We start from the raw sequence: 18,327 nt of genomic DNA, 5'->3' as shown, positions 1-18,327 counted from the left end.
GGTTAGCAGGATGATATTGTCGCCGAATTTCATACCAACGTGCTACCGCTGACGCTCCGGTGCACACCCGATGACATTATAGCGGCAACAATCGGGCGGCTGATTTCGGAACGTCATCCCAGTCGAGACGGTGTCAGCCGTCTCGATCGCCATTTCAATCGGAGACGGAGCGGCGGTCAGCCGTCCTTTTCAACATTATGCTTTTCAGAACCATTGTTCAATTGCCTTTTGCCAAGCTCTTCCTGTTCACCACCCTCCTTGTTGAAAGAATGACCATCATCATTCTGTTTGATCTTTCCGACAGCAGTGTTAATCGTTCCCTCGATTTTGCTAATTATACTCGTCACCGGCATCACCTTAAAATCTGAGGCATCTAATCCCGCATTTGGGATGTGATCTAAACTCCCCGCGGCAGTTAATGGCCCACAAATCTCGAAACTTGCGAATGCAATCACCGCAAACGGCTAGGTTGCTCACCGCTACTTGCCCGATTTGAAATTTGGGTTGTTGATTCCCAAAATTCGATCGAATTCCGAGAACGCTTGTGGCATGTCGCGCTGTGACATTTACCGCTGACAGAGGGTGCCAATTAGCGCTGACATCTACAGAAACCTGCGTCCGGCTGCTGTTGCGAAACTTAGAATATTAGCGACATCGGTCTAATTGCACCCGCCCTGCCTCGCCTAGGATGGCAACATTACCGTTCTGACCTTCAATGCCGTTGACACACGGGATCAGCGCGCGGATGCTGCTAATACCACCGTGGCGCGGGATGGCCTGTTTCGGCTACGGCAACCTTCGCGGGAAGAACTTCACTGTAGCGGCGCCTAGAATGTAGCGTCGATCTCCAGTGCGACGTCGATCCAGCCGCCAGGTGCCCGCGTCAAAAAATGCGTTGAGCATCATCGCATCGCGCAGCATCCAATGCCTGACCAAGCAAAGCCGATACGAGCGTATCATTCAGCTCGTCGGCAAGGGCAAGCGCCTGCCTGATGGCAGCGCAAAGCTTCTCTTCCGCGTCTGAATTTGATATCGATGGCATATTCGGCCCCAGCGCTCTAGATCAGTCAAGCTGACTGTGGACTAACATACTGAAGACTATGCGGACTCTTCAACAAACAAATCCTCACAACCCGCTGGCCGACGAAGGTAATCTCGCAATCGGTCGATAGCCGTAGCGGTCAGCACCACGTCTTCACCATCGTGACGGCCCTCGATTTGCCCGTCTTTTACAAGATGAGCAATCCAGCGCCGTCCAACCAGCTGTCCTGCGTGAGAAAGCTCGCACAGCTTTTCTTCCGATAAAACAGCATTATTGGCCATCGCAACAAAGAGATGAAGCGGCATATTCCAGGGAAACTCGTCAAAGATTTCACTGGGGAAAAGCTTATACCGGCGGTCTCGCTCGGCAATGAGCCTTTGAGCCTCCCTGGCACTATCTCGATCACCTGTCACGACTACACCACATTGATTGATTGACGTTGCTCAGAAGCTAAGAACTCGAGCAAAAAGGTGTCATCTACCAGCAGGGTAATAACCACAAGGACTTAAGCTGTTCTGTGGGATATCCAACAGAAGGTGGCCCTAGGCCACGTGGACAAAGGGCAGCCACAGCGTAACTGATGCGAGCGCGACGAAGCCGAGATATGACTCTGCTGTCTTGTCATAACGCGTTGCGACACGGCGCCAGTTCTTGAGCTTGCTGAACAAACGCTCGACGAGATTGCGCCAACGGTATTTCTCGCGATCATGCGGTATCGGTATGCGGCGGTTACTTCTGGTTGGAATGACCGCCTCGACATCCGCCCTGGCGAGTTCCTGGCGGATGGCATCAGCGTCATAGCCCTTATCGGCAAGCAGGGCCTCGATCCGGTCAGCCAGCATCCCGAACAAGGGCCCGAAGCCCTTCACGTCGTGGGCCTGGCCCGGCGTCAGGACGAAACATAGCGGTCGCCCCTGACCATCACAGCGGGCGTGCAGCTTGGTTGTGAAGCCGCCTCGCGAACGGCCGAGCCCTTCGAATTCTTGATCCCTTTTTTTAGCCCGACGGCGCAGTGGTGCGCCCGGACTACGGTGCTGTCGATCATGTCGGCGCTGACATCCCGCTCGACGACAGCGGCCAGGGTCTCCAGCATGGCTTCGAACACGCCCGTCACGACCCAGCGACGATACCGCCGGAACACGCTGTTCCACTTGCCATATTCATCCGGCAAATGCCGCCATTGCGCGCCTGTCCGCGCCATCCACACCATGCCTTCGAAATAGGGCCGGTTGTCTCCCGCGGGTCGGCAGCCACGTCCTCGCTCCGACGGCAGCAGGGGCCCGATCAGAGCCCACTCATCATCCGAAACCCCAATCCGCTCGCCCAACGCCGCCTCCAAAAGACAGCCTTGAATCAACCGATCAGACGCGCGTCAACCTTTGTCCACGTGGCCTAGTTAGCGCGACCTGTCATCAACGCCATTCAGGCTAGGGCTATTCGAGGCGCGTCCTTACCAAAGGGTGCAACCAAATGGCGATACTCCGCTTCCGGCCGCCCGTAGCTATCACCTGCCAGATCCTCAAGTTTCACTCGATCAAGAATTATAACACGGCCACGCTTGGACCGTATCATTCCGGCTCCCTCCAGCACGTGCAACGAAACGGTTACGCCAGATCGCTCGGCGGCTATCATCATCGCCATAAATTCGTGTGTCAGGTGTATGTCGTCGCCGTCGTTGCGGTCATGGCACATCAGAAGCCACCGTGCGAGGCGGGCCTCGATGCGCTGATGAGCGTTTGACACGGCACTGTGAGCGGTTTGGGTTATGAATGTTTGAACGTACCGCAGCAATGTGGTCCGCAAGGTGATGCTTCGGTCTACTGCGGCCAAAAAGAGAGGCGCTTCGATACGCAGCCCGGTATGTCCGTTAACCTGCATGAATATGACGTGCGGTGAGCTGTCTGCACCCAGCAATAGAGGGATGCCAGCGAAGCCCGCTCTACCGAAAATGCCGACTTCGGTAGGGCCGTTGTCCGCCATCTCTGCAACTACCGAGGCGACCCCGCCCTCGGGAAACCAGACGTACTGGATAGGCATGTTAGCGGCTATTAACACGCGCTCGCGATGAAGTATTTCGCGGGTAAAATTGGGTTCGAGCAAAGCCAAATCTTCGACGGATAGTGACGTGCTCCCCGTTTTCAGGCCGCTGATAACTTAGCTTCGGTGTCCATATGCCCTTGGCGGGGGTGGTTCGTAAACTCGGCGGGTGCCAACCCGCCAAGGCTGCTGTGCGGACGCACGGTGTTGTAGTCCGTCCGCCATGCCTCGATGATCCGTCTCGCCGCGGCCAGCGAGGGGAACAGGTGTTCGTTCAGACACTCGTCGCGCAAGCGACCATTGTAAACATAAGGAAGGTTAGGGCGCGGAATTGCATGGCTATTTCATGCCCCCCGGTTTCTCGGCCGAGCAACTAATTGGGCAGCCGCGATCGAGGTAGAGACTCATTGGCGTTGTCGGTCAGACGGCATCGTTCCTGATAACGATACGTCGCCACAGTGGTAGAATGGGAATTCCTGACTGATACCGAACCGTCCGCCAACGCCCATTCCGGGGCACCTGCAACGATGTCCAGAACGGGGACTTGTCGCGGTAGGCAGTTCGCACCACCAATCGGCCTGATCCTCCTAGTAACGCTCCCAGCCCTTCCGCGAGATCGGCCGGCAGGCCGATTTCCGGGTTTCCCGGGGCCGTGCCATCCAAAGCCCATCCGTCGCCCCAGCAATGGATCGAGCCCTTCTCGAGCGCCAGCGTGATCGCGAAGGAAAGCCTCGGCTGCACGGGAAAGGTGCAGACGACCTCGAAAGGCACGTCGTCTTGCCATTGTAGATTGAGGCGATGGCGTTGCGCCAGATCGATAAAGGCTGCGCGGGTAGCTGGCTGATAACTCGCCCATGTCCATCCGCTATCTGACAAAGCTCGGTTTGGCGGTAGCGCAGGCGGGATCTCCGATTTGAGCGGCGAGGCCAATACCCGCGCTTTGCCCTGCGCGAACTCCTCGTCGGAGAGGAGACCTCGCTCCCGTAACTCTTCCAGTTCGCGGATTTCACTGGCGAGCGATCGGATCGATATTGGCGGCAAGACAGCCTTCCGCGATGGAATGCACAAGAGCAACCCGACGGCGATTGGGCCTGTGAGCACGCCTAGTATCGTCCACAGGATTACCGAACGATCCCTGACCGTCGCGATCACGCCGCTCAGAATCGTGCTGACAAACATGGACAGGATAAGTCCATTCATACGCTGATCGCCTTCACAGCAAGGGCGCGCGTGGACAACGGCATAGATTGAGGCAGCAGGGAGAGCACATGGGCAGCCAGCGGTACGGCACCGAGATTGGCAGTGAAGTTCAGCAATGATTCGTGGAAAGTGAAGCTGAGATTGACGGTTCCCCTGCCCTGCCTGACATCGACGCATTCGATCTCGCCGTAACGACGTTCGCGCTCGCAAACGACACGGAAACGAATGCCGCCAGGTTCAATCACGAGCAGCGGCTTGGCGTTGTTCGACGCGATTGCATACCACCACGGCAGGCCGCGAACTCCCGTGAAGGTTGCAAGTACGGGTATAGTCGCCGCACCTGCCTCGTCGACGGTGATATTGGCTACCACGGCTCTTTCGTAGGCGCGACGTGCCAGCCGCAACGACAGCCAAGCCATTCCGCGGTAGGTCGCATATATAAGTCCGACGAACGCCATGAGTTGCAGGACGAAAACCAGCGCAAACCCTAGGATTTCCCACGCACCTTCAGGTCGTTTTATGGAGTTGGATACCGCTTTCTGGGCGGCTTCCTCGCATGGTCCGATAAAGCGATTTATTGTCTCAACACGTTGCGTCCACTGCACCGGCTTGCCTGCCTGTTCCAAGTGACTTTCGGTGGAGAAACGATATTGGCGGCTTAGATCCCCCGACAATTCTCGCTGTATGATCCACAGCGTGCCGGGCTGGCCGCTTTGACATTCACCTTTGGAAACGATCCCTGCGGTCGTCTTCCGGATTCTCACCGCGGTACAGTTCGCCGGCCATAAGTTCATTGAGTGCAACGGCGCATCAGCAGGTGCACAATATCGAACTGGTTGACCTACCCACGCACCGGCGACGTTGGTCTGGGCCTCCCATATTCCCGCCCGCTGCGCCTGACTGGCCGCGGGCACGCAAGCCAGGAAACCTAGGAGCAGCGAGAAGCACCGCATGATCGAGCCTGAATAGTTCATAACGAGCATCGTCTGTTGTGGCCTATCAGCAATCGGAAATTTCATTTGAATCGTAGCAGCCGGCTATTTGGCAAAAGCCAAATTTCATTAGACGTTCAGTTCTTAGAGGAGAATCGACATTGCTAGCTGTTTAATCCGGTTATCTAGTGTATCGTTACTATGATACACAACTCGTCAGGCGGTTATTACCGCCAACGCCACGGCGATCAGCATCATCAAGATTGTTAGAACAAACCTTATCTTTCGGCTTGGAATGATGATGTACAGAAACGTAACAAAGCAGACCGTAGATCCGCCAAGCTCGAACAATGCTGTATCAATGGCATGAGCCATACCGTTGCCTGCAGCGTCGCTATCGTTGGTTGTACCGTACCGGACAACCAACAGGATAAGGACGTCAATCAGTACCACCACCAAAAAAATAATAGTACGGCGTGATCGCATCCACCAAAGACGTTTGTCGAGTGACTCCTCGCGCCGGGGAACCATACGTCTGTCAATCGGATCGTTCAGAGGTTTACTCATTCTCTAGGTTCTGCAGGTCCATGAGCATCCTCGCAAGAAATCCGATTTCGCTAAGCTTATCGCTTAAGAATTATCGATCGGTCAGCAGCGCTCAGTGGTCGGTTAATGTGACATGTCAGAGGAGCAGCCTGACATGGCTTTGGCCGTTAGCTCCTGATGCGAGAGAGTACACGCGCCGCAACATTGCTCCTGGCGGCAAGCTTCCGCCCATAGCGCAGTGCCGTCGACGGCGACGACCAGCGCAGCGCCTGTGCAATGCCAACGCCGTCCTCCCCGGCCGCAAACAGATCCTGCGTGAGGCCGACACGCAGCGAGTGGCTCGACAAAGCGCGCGCGGCCTCCTCAGCCTTCGCGATCGGCATCTCTACCAGCCCCTGATCGAACGCACTCAGCGCCACCCGCCGATAAATGCCGTTGACGCCCTGCCGGCTTAGCGACGCGGTACCAACGGTATACACCGTCCGCGCCGGTTCGGCCTTCTTGCCCTTCAGCTTCTCCTGCCAGTGCCGCGTGTGCCCCGGGATCGCCTCGTACGCCATCGGCGGAACCGCGGCGCGCAGACGGCGCCGATCAACCCCAACGCGGCGGAAGACCGGCCCCTCGGTGATGGCACTCGCTACCAGCCAGGCGCCGACCCGGCGCATCGTGTCCGCAGACAGCCAACCCCAGGCCCCCTGCCCTTCCTGATCGGTCTTGGACGACGGAATGAACAGGAGCGCCGAACCATCGCTGTGCGGGTCGATATGGGCGACGGTGACCGCGACGAGCTCGCTGACGCGCAATCCAGCGTCGTAACCGAGCGACAGCAGGGCGGCATCGCGCAACCCTTGCAGATCGCCGCCACAGGCGCCGAGCAGCGCGGTCAGCGTGAACCCCTTGGTATGGGGATCGAGCGAGGCCCCGAAGCGCAACGGGGCCGCCTGGCGCTGGGCAGCGCCGCGACGTCGGCGCAGGCCCTTGAGCGCGGCGCGGACCATCACGTGGCTCGTGGGCGCATGCCCCCTCTCCTGCAGGCCTGACAGACCGTGTGCGGTGGCAAGACTGGCAACCCGCCGGGCGACCGTCGCCGGCTTGGCGCCCCGCGTCTCGAGCATGGCGATGTAGCGGACCAGGTTTTCGGGCTCGGCGGGCAGCGGGGTGACACGGATGTCCTCACACCAACGCAGATAGCATGCAAGGTCCGACGCCAGTGCCGCCTTGCTCGCTGCTGCCATAGCGCCAAGCTGAGCGGCGAAGCCGATCTCGCTGACAGGGCCGGCATCAGCGGGCAGCGCAAGACCCAACAACCGGGTAACGCGGGCATCGATCGGCTCGACGATCCCACGCCGCGCGCGGACCGGAAGCCCCTCCCCGTCGGTGCGATGGACGACGATCTCGCTCATGCGGCACCTGCCCGCTGGTCCGATTTACCCTGCATTCCGCCCGTGTAGCACATCGCTATAGTTACCATAATGTCCGATTATGATCAGTGAGCCAGTTATCGGGCGAGCGAGCATCGAACGGCAGAACTAAGTTCGATCTAAGTCTTGGTCACGGACGCGCGACAAATACGGCTTCTCTCCCCGGTTGTGAAACCTGCATCGCACGTTGACGCTCATGACTGACGATCCGGCTCCATCGAGCCGGATCGGCCTTGAACATCATGTTCTGACCAGCCTGCCACATATCGGTGCCCAGCATGCGCGCAGCAATCCGCTCGGGCACGGCCCAGCCCACTGGCAGCGAGCGGGCAACAGCCCCCGGCAGGATCGCCCATAGCATCATGCCCGCTACGCCGAATGCGATACGGTTACGGTTCAGTTCGCGGTCCTGCTCGGCGGCAGAGCGCGACCGAGCGATCAGCACATTGATACTGCTGCCAGCGTCATCCATTGTCCTGGCGGCGCGATCGAGCAGTTCCTTGTCGCGGGTACGGGCGGACTCGCCCGCCTCGGTGATCTGGCGGGCCAGAGTTGTAGGTGTGAGCCCTAGCGCTGGCCGTTCGGACACGCGCTTGGCCCAGACGCAGACATCCTCAAGCCGCTTTGCAATGGCCTCCAGGCTGGGCGAGTAGTCAGGCTGCGCGGTGCGCTCATCGGTAAGCCGCTCGATCGCACGGCGCAGCAGACTGATCTCGGCGCGAACCTCGCCAAACGCGGTGGCCGCGTCGTTCTCAGGCTTATTGAGGCTGCTGATCTGATCCATATTCAAGACCTACCGCTCGAGCCCACGCCTGCGCGAGAGGCCGAAATATTCCTGGATGCTGTGGGACAAGGAGTCTGGCTCGCGGGCCGTATTGTCCAGCTCTGGCAGCCTCTTGCGGATCAGCGACTCGGCCTGGGCGTCACGCTCAAGGCCCTTGCCGAGTCCGATCATCTGCTCACCGATTGCGCGGGCGCCAGCGTCATCGCCCATATGGCGTAGCGCGCGATGCGCCTTGGCGAGCTTCTGCAAGTTGTCGACGAACCGGTCGGCGCGCCGTTCGGGGCTTGCTCTCAGCTCAGCCTCCAGCACCATCGCGCGGATCGCGGTCGCGGTCCGGCCTTTCGCTGCCTCGTCGGCCAGCCCCGTGTCACGCACGAACGCGGCGCGGAGATCGCGCGCCGCCTCGGGACGCACGGCATTGAGCGCGTCGCGCGCCTTGTCGAACGCGATGCGCTGATGCGGCATCTCGGTGTAGCCGTCCTTGCGCATTCGCATGATATCCGCGGTCGCTCGCGCATAGCGCTGTACGGCATTGTTCAACCCGGCAGGCTCGCCCGCCTGTCCGGGCGATTGCGATGGCAGCGACAACCCATCGAACATACCGCGCGCCGGCGACGGCTTTGTAGCCCGCAGGTCGAGACCCGCGAACGGATCGCGTGCCCGCGCCGGTGCTGGCTTCGCTATCTCAGTCACTGGCGGCGGCAGACGTATCTCGCGACGATCGGCAAAGGCTCGGTCAGGCGAAGCCGAAGGCTCACGCCCATAGTCAGACGCCATGTCCTTTGTCCGTTCGCGCGACAGCGTGCGCACGAGTTTGCCCTGATCGGCAAAGTCGTCGCGGCCATAATGAAGGTCGACGCTATCGCGATGCCGCGACAACGCGACATAGGCTGCGTGCCGGTCGAGACCCGGCGTGGCGAGAACATGCACACGGTCCACCGTCACGCCTTGCGACTTGTGCACGGTGGCGGCGTAACCGTGATCGACCTGCGCATACTCCTTGATGTCGAAGGCAACGTGGCGACCGTCATCGAGCATCACCGCCATGCGGGCGGTCGTGACGCTCTGAATTGTGCCCAGCGATCCGTTCTTCACGCCCAGACCGCGCTCGTTCTGCAGGAACATGACGCGGTCGCCCGCGGCAAATGTCCGGGCACCACGCCTGGTCTGGATCGCGACGTCCTCGCCCAACGCGCCGGCAAGGCGAAGCCGCTGCCGCGCTGCCTCGTTCAGCGCCTGGACCTCGTCGTTGGTGTGGGTGAGGATCATGCGCGATGCGTCCGGCGCGGCCGTACGATCACGGTCCCAGCGCTCGATCAGATCGGCACGGGCATGATCGCGCGTTTCGGCGACATGGACATCGCCGTGCTCTTCATAGGCGCGGACCGCCTCGCCGGTCCGCTCGGTTGCGAGCTGGCGCGTCGCTGTCCGCTGCCAATCCTCGCGCTGGCGGCGAATGTCGGTGATCTCGACGCTACCATGACGCTCGGCAACCGACCGGAATGCCGCCCCCGCTTCGATCGCCTGAAGCTGTTCGGGATCGCCGACCAGCACGACCTTGGCACCGCGCTTCTCGGCTTCCGCGATGACGCGTTCCATCTGCCGCGTGCCGACCATTCCAGCCTCATCGATGACGAGCACATCGCGCGATGTGAGCATCTCGCGGTCCTGCTTCCACTGATGTTCAAGGCTTGCGATCGTGCGCGACGCGATACCCGATCCGCCTTCGAGGTTCTCGGCGGCAATGCCGGACAGCGCGGCACCACGGACGGTATAGCCGGCACTCTCCCAGGCGTCGCGCGCAACGCCGAGCATCGCCGACTTGCCGGTACCGGCATAGCCGACGACGACGCTGATCCCCTGCCCTTTCGTCACCTGATCAAAGGCGCTGCGCTGTTCGGACGACAGGACCATGCCCTTCATCTCGGCGCGGACCAGTGCGAGCTTGCGATACTGCTCGTCGACGCCGTGGCGCCGGCTCGCGTCGAGCCGGACGGTCGCGTTCTCGAGCCGCTGTTCGGTTTCGATCATGTCGCGGCTAGTGAAGCGTTCGTCGCCGCGCCCATCCCTGCCGAGCGCGACGATATCCGGACTGGCGTGAACGGCTGACAGCACAGCGTCGAACTGCTCCTTACCGTCGCTATGGCGGTGCACGAACATCGCCAGGTCGCGGCGGGTGAAGGTCGCCTGCGTCCGCGTGATCGCATCGAGCGCGATCCCCGGCTGCGCGATGATCCTGTCGCCGTTGGATCGCGCAATCTCGACATGTTCGTCGAGCCGTTCACTCTCCAGCCCCTGCCCCGGCCGGCGTGATGCCGCGGGACCGATCTTGTGCTGCGGTTCGAGGTCGATCCCCTGACGCTCGAACGAGCGATGATCGACACGCGCATCGATATCGAGTTCGGCCAAGCGGCGGTTGACGTGTTCACCCCAGGATTCCCGCCACCGCTCGAGCAGATCGGTGCGGTTCCAGTCGCGCACCTTCGGACCGAACCCCTCCTCACCGACGCTGCGGGTGGTCAGCATCACATGGGCATGCGGTTTCGGCATGCCGTCTGCGCCGATATCCCAATGCACGTTGAGATCGGCGATCATGCCGCGGTCGACGAACTCGGCTTTTACGAACTCGCGCGCCAGCCTAATGCCCTCCGCCTGGTCCAGCTCGCGGGGCAGCGCGAACTCGACTTCGCGGGCGAGCTGCGCGTCCTTGCGCACCTCTATTGCCTCGACCTCGTTCCACAGCCGCTCCCGGTCGCGCAGATGCTCCGGCGCGCCGTCCGGCAGCAGGACTTCGGAATGGACGACGCCAGCCTTGTTCGAAAAGTCATGGGCGCGATCGAGCCGCTCGTCACGCAGCCGGGACGCGGAGCGATAGGCCGCCGCGGCCAGCGCGCTGGAGCCGTTTGCGCGCGAGATCATCTTTGCCGAGAAATGATAGATCGCCATGACGGCGATCCATCTACACTACACAAGCGACGTCGGCACGACGTATAAGCGCGCCCTCGAAGATTTCATCTATCTCGGGACGACTTCGTCCCACTGCATTTCACGATATTTACGCTGATCGACTGCCTCTCTAACTGAACCGTCCTTGATATACCATTGAGGACGGTTCAATGCGTAAACCCCGCGACTATGATTCGGACATGAAGGCGCTACGTGAACGCGCCCAGTTGCTGAAAACCCGCAAGGTGCAGCAGCTCGGCGAGCTGGTGATCGCGACCGGCGCCGATACCCTGCCGATCGAACAGATTGCCGGTGCCCTGCTCGCTGCGGTCGACATGCAAGACGCGGTTGTCCTGGAAGGATGGGGTGAGCGCGGCGATGCGTTCTTTCGATCGAGGACGCGAAGCACTGCGCGCGGCAATCGCGACAACACGCGCGTCGCTTCGCCGGACGGCAGCAGCACGAAACCGACGGGCGGTGATGCAGGCACGCCGTGACCTGCGCGATTGGCAGGTGAAGCGCCGCGACCACACGCGCCAGCTGATCGAGCTGGGCGGCCTTGTTGCAAAGGCCGGACTGATCGAGGCTACCGAGGATGATCGTGCGGTCATCTTCGGCGCGCTTGTCGACATCGCGGCACGCCTTCGATCAGATGACGCTGCACACCTGATCCTGCTGTGGCGTCGACGGGGACAGCGCGCCTTTACCGATATGGCACAAGCAAAAAGCGAGACTGGCGCGCGCTCCTGATCGACAGCACGGATAGATCGATTATGGATGTTCTAGAACAATGCAGCGCCAGTACGCTCGGAATCCAGGAAATATCATGTCTGACGACGCTCTACCCGCAACCACATCGACGCTGACTGCCGTCGAACTGTTACCAACCTGACGATCGCGTGGCTCGGCAATCCGAACACGCGCATCTCGGCGGACGATGTCCCGGCGTTTCTTCAGGCGATGCATGACACAGTCACCGCGCTCGCTGACGACACGGTTGCCGAGATCCCAGCCGATGCACCCGCCCCGGCATTCGAGCCGGCTGTATCTGTGCGTAAGTCGCTGGCGTCGAAGGACCACATCCTCTCGATGATCGACGGCAAGCCGTACAAGACGCTGCGTCGTCATCTGGCGACCAACGGCCTGACGCCCGAGGAGTATCGCGCGCGCTACAATCTGAAATCCGACTATCCGATGGTCGCGGAAAGCTATTCGGAAAGCCGTCGGGCGATGGCGAAGAAGATCGGCCTGGGCCGCAAACCGGGTCAGCAGGCGGCCCCCGCGGAAACGACGACCGAGGCAAAGCCAGCACCGCGCAAGCGGCTCAAGCTCGCCTGATGCGGATGCCGTGGCTGGAGCGCTGCCACGGCATCCCGTCACTGCCGCAGACTGAGCGATCCATCTGTGTCGGTTTGCGATTTCAGCGGCAGGACTGCGGTGACCGCGGCGGCAAAACTGCGGGCATCGCCGGTATCGACGGTGCCGCTGATCCGCGCCTCGGCAAAGCCCGGTGCATCGAGTCGAACAGGCGTATCGACATACCGATTGACGGCGGTGATCGCGTCCCGAAGCGTCATCCCGTCCAGCACGATCCGGCTGCGCGTCCATGCCGTGGCGGGCGCCGTATCGACCGCCTTGATGGGGCTGACGCGCCCGCTGTTCAGCGTCAGCGCTTGCCCGGCGCGCAAGCGCGCGACCGGGCGGTCATCCGCACTGACGCGCACACTGCCCTCGACCAGCGTGACGCCGACCATGTCTCCGTCGCGATGCACGTCGAACTGGGTGCCCGTTGCCAATACCCGCGCGTCGCCGGCATCAACGGTAAAGGGTCGAGCAGGATCATGCGCGACGGTGAAATAGACTTGCCCGTGCTCGAGCGAAACGCGGCGCGCGCCGTCGATAAACTTCACCGTCATGGCCGTATCGGTATCGAGCATTACCCGTGATCCATCGGCCAGCATTAGCTTGCGCTGTTCGCCGATCTGGGTCGCGTATCGATCGCCGCCCGCAGGCCACTCGGCGACCAGGTTGACGCCCACAACGAGAAGCGCAACCGCGGCGGCGGCCAACGTGCCGATCGAAAAGCCACGACTGCTGGAACGATGCGCGGGGCGGTTCATCGCCTGCTCGGTCGCGGCCAGGACGGCCGGGCGATCTGCAAGGCTGCTGGCTTGATTGTAGAAGCGATCGACGGCGATGTACGCGTCGCGGTTTCCCTCGATCCGGCGCCACGCAAAAAACTCTTCGAGCGTTTGCGCGGACACGGGCAGCGTCTGGAGACGCGCATACCAGTGCGCCGCCTGCGCCCGTGCGTCCTCGCCGGTCACGTCATTGTCGTTCATGGATCTATGCCGCCGCCTAGTCGCGCAGTCTGCTCATGCAGTATGCCAACGCCTTGCCCATCCGCCATTCGACGGTCTTGACCGATATACCGAGCTTCACCGCAATCTCTGCATTGGTCATATGCCGGAAACGGCTCAGGACGAAGACGTCACGCAATTTGTCGGGAAGGTCGAGCACGATACGCTCCAGCTCGACCTTGGCTTCCTGCTCCGACATCCCGTGACCGATGCCGCCGCCGTGATCGGCGGTGATGGTCCTTGAATGCTGCTGGCGGACCGTGTCCCGACGCTTGGCGTCACGAAACAGGTTGAGGGCTGTTTGGAACAGGAACGCTCGCGGATGTGTGATCTCTGGAGCGCCGGGCCTAGCGGCGCGCACCCAGGTATCCTGCACGATGTCGTCGACATCGGCGGGCTGCAAACGCAGACGACCGGCGACCAGACGCCGAAGCCAGTCGGCATGGTCTTGATACAATCCTGTGACCGAAAGTGCCCTCGCGCGATCAGCATCTTGCCAGCGATTTGCGTCCGATTCAGCCACGGCGTGGCTCCAATCTTTTCCAAAAACAATCCAGATGACAAGTGTGCCATAAGACAAATGGGTCGTAAATACCGTGGCCATAAATGCGCTGGCAAACGACGTTTCGGCCAGTGGCAAGGGTTTCGGGAGCTCAGACGAATTCAACCGCGCTTCTCGCGCTGGGAGCAGCTATCCGCGTCCGCAGAACATCTATGGGACTTTCCCAGGAAGCCGTCGCCAACGCTGCCGGGCTGGATCGCTCGCACATGGGCAAAATTGAGCGGGGCGAGCGCAACGTTACCTTGCTAAACATTATGCGAATTGCGGGGGTTCTGCAGTCCTCTGCCTCCGAGCTGTTGGCGGCTGCCAAACTCTAGGTTCTCTTCGACCTGCGACCAAAGACCGCTGTCGTCAGTGCACTGTGGAAACGTTGTGGGCCGCGCGCCATCGGGTTAACAAACCCGCCCACACGAACCCGAAGCACAACAGCAAGCCGCAAACAGTTAGATCAAACAATACTTGCAATTCTGACCACTAAAATAAATCTCGCGGCCTCAGTTTCCCGTAAAAATATCACCACGGCCCGGAGATACACCTTGGCGTCACCGAATATTTAACACGATACGCTTCCTCCTATAATTACCAATACTTGACACTACAAATCGGATATTCAAGATCTGCCACTGGTGAACGTTTAAACGCACTGAGTACAGGAGACTGTCATGCAGACCGAAACACCTGACCGCATTCTTCGTCTTGGCGCCGTGCTCAACCGTACGGGCCTAACCCGGTCGACTTTGTACCGGAAAATTCAGACCGGCACCTTTCCCAAGCAGGTACGCATCGCGACCCGCTGCACGGGGTGGCGCGAGTCCGCGGTCAGTGACTGGATGCGCAACCCGATGTTCTACAGCGTCGATGATCACGTGGGCGATTAAAGCAGCGGCTGTCGGATCGCGGCGGACCGAACGCCGATCCTGTGACGGCGAGCGAAGCGAGCCCGCCGGGCTTTCGAGAATGATACCGATAGGCGCGCCAAACCAAGCCATTGCCAGCCTTGCTGAATGCAAGAAGGCGCGCCACGCGCGCCTTCAGCTAGCAGGCCTGTCGATCATGCGGTCATGTCATGCCCGTCATCGCCTTTCGCATCGGCACGGAACGCCAGCAGATAGTCCGCCGCCTTGCTGGCCTGACTGGCGGCGCGGAAGATCGCCCGCGAGTCCTCGCGCAGCACGTCCAGCCACGCGCCGATATAATCGGCGTGGCGCACCGTCGGCACGATACCCAGTTCCGCACAGATGAAGGCGCTGCACATCTCGGCGATCAGTTCCTTGCGGGCGTAGGAGGCGCTACGCGGCGCACCCTTCTGGTCTCGGTCGAGCCGACTCGGATGCCCCGTCCAGTGGCCCAACTCGTGCAGCGCGGTCCGGTAAAAATTCACCTGATCGTGGAAGGTCTGCTGTGGGGGCAGTTGGATGCGATCCGCCGCCGGCATGTAGAACGCCTTGTCGCCGCCGATGCAGATCTGCGCGCCGGTCGCAGTCATCAGGCTTTCGGCGCATTCGATGGTCTCGCGCTCGCCGAGGAACGCTCCACCGCCGACCGACAGCGCGTCGGGCAGCTCCTCGCACTGGTCGATATTGAAGACGGTGAACCGCTTGAGGAACGCCACCTGCCGGCGATGCTCGTCGCTGGCGTCGGCAATGGGTGTGTCGCGCTCGTCCTTCGGCGTGAAGCGATCGGCGTAACATATGGTCGTGCCGGTCTCGCCCTTGCGGACATTCCCCCCCAGCGCCTGCGCCTGTTTGTAGGTGAGCCACCCCTGCGTCCCGAACCCGCGCTCGAACACGGTCGCCCAGAGGATCAGGACGTTGATTCCCGAATAGCGCCGTCCGGTCCCGGCGTTGCGTGGCAGCCCGCTTTCCAGTTTCGACCCGTCCCATGGTTGTACCCACGGCACCCGCCCCGCCTCCAGCTGCGCGATGATCCGGTCGGTGACCTCGGCGTACAAGGTGCAGGTGGTCTTGGTCAGGGTGTCCTTTGCCATTGTCCTCACTCCTTAAAATCACCGCAACCGGCGCCGGAATGGCGGGGGTGGGCGGCAGGAGCGAACCGGCAGTCCCGCCGGAGCGGCGGGCTGCACCCGCAGGGCCGAAACGGAGTGGAGGGCATCGGCGCAGCCGGTGTTGCGACCCGCCGCGGCGGGACTAGAGGGCAGCGACGCCCACCCCCGCTATCCGACGCGCGGTAGCGCCATGCCGGCCGCGCGCAGCGCGGGCGTCCGCATGTCGGGCAACGCCCGACCAAGCGTCAGCGATCGTGACGGCCCTGCCGACGAGACGCAGTTATGCGGCTCGGTGGAGCGTCAGCGGAATAGAGCGCGCCCCGCGCCTGCGCGGGGACGCCCTGTGCGCCAAGTTTATGGGATCTGTTTGGCGCTTTCGGGCTGGATAGCGCTCGCCCGACGTCCCAGCCATTGCCCGCCAGACGGTGAGACGCCTTGCTCAGACCTCCCGACACCAGCCGCAACGGAGTGAGGCATCATGACTGACGAAACTGACCGCATCCTCAGGATGAAGACCGTACTCGACCGCACCGGTCTCAGCCGATCGACATTGTACCGACGGCTCCAGGCCTGCACCTTTCCCGAACAGGTGTCGATCAGCGAACGGTGCGTCGGCTGGCGCGAGTCCGCGATCAAGGTCTGGCTCAGCAATCCTCGGTTCTACCATCAGGACGATCATCCGGACGCCTGATCCCCGCAAAGCGCCAAAGGCCATCTGGCAGAGCCGCCCCGTCGCCATCTGACCACCACCAGGCCAGATCACGGACACGCGGATCATGGACGCGCCGCGATCGCCGCTAGCCGCGACAATCGCGGCCGCTATGCTGATGCATGGCTTTTGGCGTCTTCATCCACCGCGTCGACTCGATCTATGATGACAGTCCCGCGGAACGATACCAGTTTCCCGCCCAATATCTCGGTCGAGCGACCCCAAGCATCGGCGACTGGATCCTTTATTACGAGCCGCGCAAGGTCGCTAACACACGGGGCTATTTCGCGGTCGCCAAGGTCGAGCGGATCATTCCCGATCCGTCAGCCCCTGACATGTATCTCGCGCTCATCGAACCCGGCTCCTATCTCGATTTCGCGACGCCGGTACCGTTTGCCGGGCCGGACGGCCCTGCGGAACGTGGCATCCTGAACGATCAGGGTAAGATCTCAGGCCGGGCGCAATCTGCCGTTCGCCCCGTGTCGACGGCGGACTTCAACCGGATCGTGACGCGCGGTCTCGATGATGATGCGCCGCTGCTGCCCCGAACAGGGGAAGCGCAACCGGAGGACCGGTTGCACGAAGACGCGATGCCGTTCGCCTTCGAACAAGATCGGACGCGTGTTGCCACCTTCACCTCACGGATCGTGCGCGACCGCGTCTTCCGCCGCGTCGTGCTACGCGCCTATGACGAGCGCTGCGCGATCACCGGCCTGAAACTGATCAACGGCGGTGGGCGTGCCGAGGTCGAAGCCGCCCATATCCGCCCGGTCGAGGCGGGCGGTCCCGATATCGTCAACAATGGACTGGCCCTTTCGGGAACGGCACACTGGATGTTCGACCGTGGCCTGCTGAGCGTTGCCGACGATCTCGAAATCTTGGTGTCGCGACAGGCGAACGATCCCGAGAGCATCCGCGCCGTCATCAACAAGACCGGCTATGCGCTGACGCCCAATCGGATGACCGACCGGCCGCACCCCCATTTCCTAGCCTGGCACCGCGATCATTGCTTCAAGCAATGACGCGGTCCAGTTAATCACAACAGGTCGATCGCCGCGATCCTTTGGCGGATGGCGTTACCGATCGGCTCGATTGGGGCAACTGGCGCGCCCTGTAGCTTTGCGGCGACTGCACTATGGAAGGATGGGAGAGATGCGGCGCTCGCATTGCCTCCGTCAGGCGTTGACGCAGTGGCTATCGAGGAGGCCGCTGAAAAGCTTAGCGTCACGGTCGAAGCAGCCCAGGATCACGCCTGGGCCGAAATCTCTGCGTTTCTCCACGCCAGCGATCCTTTCGAGTTCCAAGAAATGGTCGCAGATCTGCTAAGAGGTATGGGCTACCACGTTCCCTGGGTATCTCCTCCAGGCAAGGACGGCGGCGTAGATGTCATTGCCTTCACTGACCCGCTGGGCGCTACGGGTCCGCGCATCAAAGTTCAGGTAAAGCGTTGGCAATCCAAGGTTGATAGCGATGGGTTGAAGTCGTTCCTCGCGTCTCTCGCGAACGGGGACGTCGGGCTCTATGTCTGCCTGGCAGGGTTCACAAAGGACGCGCAACAATACGCACGCAACCAAGAGAATCGACGGATCACACTGATCGATGCACAGCGCTTTGTCAGTCTGTGGGTCGAGACCTACGACAAACTTGCCGATGTAGCGCGACGGCGGTTGCCGCTGGTACCCGTGTATTTTCTGGCCCCTCAAGACTGAATGGCTGCCGATATCATTCGCCCTCAGGCGATTTGATTTCTGGTCGCGCTGAGCAATTTATACGGAAAAGCGCA

21 protein-coding genes and 2 pseudogenes are annotated in these 18,327 nt (G+C 61.2%); 9 read left to right on the top strand and 14 right to left on the bottom strand.

From position 1 onward, the window contains the following. Positions 1-176: 176 nt before the first annotated feature. Complete coding sequence (locus AC3D24_RS15225; protein ID WP_489031907.1) at positions 177-455, bottom strand: hypothetical protein; 279 nt, start codon at positions 453-455, stop codon at positions 177-179. A gap of 440 nt (positions 456-895) precedes the next feature. On the opposite strand from AC3D24_RS15225, the gene AC3D24_RS15220 reads away from it, so the two are divergent. Further along, entirely contained in the window at positions 896-1,024 is a 129-nt protein-coding gene (locus tag AC3D24_RS15220; protein WP_489031905.1) for a hypothetical protein, read from the top strand. A gap of 74 nt (positions 1,025-1,098) precedes the next feature. Here the strand turns inward: AC3D24_RS15220 and AC3D24_RS15215 are convergent, their stop codons facing one another. The 10 genes and pseudogenes from AC3D24_RS15215 to traA all read right to left on the bottom strand — a co-directional run bounded on the left by AC3D24_RS15215 (position 1,099) and on the right by traA (position 10,908). Next, entirely contained in the window at positions 1,099-1,455 is a 357-nt protein-coding gene (locus AC3D24_RS15215; RefSeq protein WP_489031903.1) for a hypothetical protein, read from the bottom strand. Between the two features lie 129 nt (positions 1,456-1,584). Beyond that, a pseudogene (locus AC3D24_RS15210) lies at positions 1,585-2,369 on the bottom strand (IS5 family transposase). Between the two features lie 95 nt (positions 2,370-2,464). Beyond that, on the bottom strand, positions 2,465-3,142 hold the full coding sequence (locus AC3D24_RS15205) for a Crp/Fnr family transcriptional regulator (RefSeq protein ID WP_489031901.1): 678 nt from the start codon (positions 3,140-3,142) through the stop codon (positions 2,465-2,467). Positions 3,143-3,180: 38 nt separating this feature from the next. Continuing rightward, a pseudogene (locus AC3D24_RS15200) lies at positions 3,181-3,384 on the bottom strand (integrase core domain-containing protein); the annotation flags it as partial. Positions 3,385-3,499: 115 nt separating this feature from the next. Next, positions 3,500-4,279 carry an SHOCT domain-containing protein gene (locus AC3D24_RS15195; protein WP_489031899.1) on the bottom strand — a complete coding sequence of 260 codons (780 nt, stop codon included), beginning with the start codon at positions 4,277-4,279 and terminating at the stop codon, positions 3,500-3,502. Further along, positions 4,276-5,298: a hypothetical protein gene (locus tag AC3D24_RS15190; RefSeq protein WP_489031897.1), complete on the bottom strand. Its 1,023-nt coding sequence runs from the start codon at positions 5,296-5,298 to the stop codon at positions 4,276-4,278. The genes AC3D24_RS15195 and AC3D24_RS15190 overlap by 4 nt, the downstream gene beginning before the upstream one ends. 129 nt (positions 5,299-5,427) lie before the next feature. Further along, complete coding sequence (locus AC3D24_RS15185; protein WP_489031895.1) at positions 5,428-5,778, bottom strand: hypothetical protein; 351 nt, start codon at positions 5,776-5,778, stop codon at positions 5,428-5,430. A gap of 146 nt (positions 5,779-5,924) precedes the next feature. After that, positions 5,925-7,160, bottom strand: coding sequence for an integrase (locus AC3D24_RS15180; RefSeq protein ID WP_489031893.1), 1,236 nt, complete (start codon positions 7,158-7,160; stop codon positions 5,925-5,927). A gap of 148 nt (positions 7,161-7,308) precedes the next feature. Continuing rightward, positions 7,309-7,962, bottom strand: a complete 654-nt coding sequence (locus tag AC3D24_RS15175) for a DUF6118 family protein (RefSeq protein ID WP_489031891.1) — start codon at positions 7,960-7,962, stop codon at positions 7,309-7,311. Positions 7,963-7,971: 9 nt separating this feature from the next. Further along, entirely contained in the window at positions 7,972-10,908 is a 2,937-nt protein-coding gene (gene traA / locus AC3D24_RS15170) for a Ti-type conjugative transfer relaxase TraA (RefSeq protein ID WP_489031889.1), read from the bottom strand. Between the two features lie 170 nt (positions 10,909-11,078). On the opposite strand from traA, the gene AC3D24_RS15165 reads away from it, so the two are divergent. From AC3D24_RS15165 to AC3D24_RS15155, 3 genes are all read left to right on the top strand, one after another. Further along, positions 11,079-11,405, top strand: coding sequence for a conjugal transfer protein TraD (locus AC3D24_RS15165; protein ID WP_489031887.1), 327 nt, complete (start codon positions 11,079-11,081; stop codon positions 11,403-11,405). Next, positions 11,389-11,658, top strand: coding sequence for a conjugal transfer protein TraD (locus AC3D24_RS15160; RefSeq protein ID WP_489031885.1), 270 nt, complete (start codon positions 11,389-11,391; stop codon positions 11,656-11,658). The genes AC3D24_RS15165 and AC3D24_RS15160 overlap by 17 nt, the downstream gene beginning before the upstream one ends. A gap of 105 nt (positions 11,659-11,763) precedes the next feature. Then, positions 11,764-12,246: a Ros/MucR family transcriptional regulator gene (locus tag AC3D24_RS15155; protein ID WP_489033173.1), complete on the top strand. Its 483-nt coding sequence runs from the start codon at positions 11,764-11,766 to the stop codon at positions 12,244-12,246. A 38-nt stretch (positions 12,247-12,284) separates the two neighbouring features. On the opposite strand, the gene AC3D24_RS15150 is transcribed toward AC3D24_RS15155, so the two are convergent. Next, positions 12,285-13,250, bottom strand: coding sequence for a FecR family protein (locus tag AC3D24_RS15150; RefSeq protein WP_489031883.1), 966 nt, complete (start codon positions 13,248-13,250; stop codon positions 12,285-12,287). Positions 13,251-13,266: 16 nt separating this feature from the next. Further along, positions 13,267-13,908, bottom strand: a complete 642-nt coding sequence (locus AC3D24_RS15145) for an RNA polymerase sigma factor (protein WP_489031881.1) — start codon at positions 13,906-13,908, stop codon at positions 13,267-13,269. On the opposite strand from AC3D24_RS15145, the gene AC3D24_RS15140 reads away from it, so the two are divergent. Together AC3D24_RS15140 and AC3D24_RS15135 are read left to right on the top strand one after the other, a co-directional pair. Further along, entirely contained in the window at positions 13,875-14,147 is a 273-nt protein-coding gene (locus tag AC3D24_RS15140; RefSeq protein ID WP_489031879.1) for a helix-turn-helix domain-containing protein, read from the top strand. The two genes, AC3D24_RS15145 and AC3D24_RS15140, sit on opposite strands and share 34 nt — an antisense overlap. A gap of 345 nt (positions 14,148-14,492) precedes the next feature. Next, entirely contained in the window at positions 14,493-14,708 is a 216-nt protein-coding gene (locus AC3D24_RS15135) for a helix-turn-helix transcriptional regulator (RefSeq protein WP_489031877.1), read from the top strand. Positions 14,709-14,881: 173 nt separating this feature from the next. Here AC3D24_RS15135 and AC3D24_RS15130 read toward each other — a convergent pair whose 3' ends face one another. Beyond that, on the bottom strand, positions 14,882-15,817 hold the full coding sequence (locus AC3D24_RS15130) for an ArdC family protein (RefSeq protein ID WP_489031876.1): 936 nt from the start codon (positions 15,815-15,817) through the stop codon (positions 14,882-14,884). A 496-nt stretch (positions 15,818-16,313) separates the two neighbouring features. Here AC3D24_RS15130 and AC3D24_RS15125 point away from each other — a divergent pair, with 496 nt between their 5' ends. The 3 genes from AC3D24_RS15125 (at position 16,314) to AC3D24_RS15115 (ending at position 18,253) form a co-directional block, all read left to right on the top strand. Continuing rightward, positions 16,314-16,526: a helix-turn-helix transcriptional regulator gene (locus tag AC3D24_RS15125; RefSeq protein ID WP_489031874.1), complete on the top strand. Its 213-nt coding sequence runs from the start codon at positions 16,314-16,316 to the stop codon at positions 16,524-16,526. A gap of 140 nt (positions 16,527-16,666) precedes the next feature. Next, on the top strand, positions 16,667-17,566 hold the full coding sequence (locus tag AC3D24_RS15120; RefSeq protein WP_489031872.1) for an HNH endonuclease: 900 nt from the start codon (positions 16,667-16,669) through the stop codon (positions 17,564-17,566). A 168-nt stretch (positions 17,567-17,734) separates the two neighbouring features. Next, positions 17,735-18,253 carry a restriction endonuclease gene (locus tag AC3D24_RS15115; protein ID WP_489031871.1) on the top strand — a complete coding sequence of 173 codons (519 nt, stop codon included), beginning with the start codon at positions 17,735-17,737 and terminating at the stop codon, positions 18,251-18,253. The last annotated feature ends 74 nt before the right edge of the window (positions 18,254-18,327 follow it).

The sequence above is a fragment of the Sphingomonas sp. SL1004 genome (assembly GCF_057815015.1).
The sequence above is the reverse complement of the archived record's forward strand: the minus strand, read 5'-3'. Positions and strand labels throughout refer to the sequence as shown.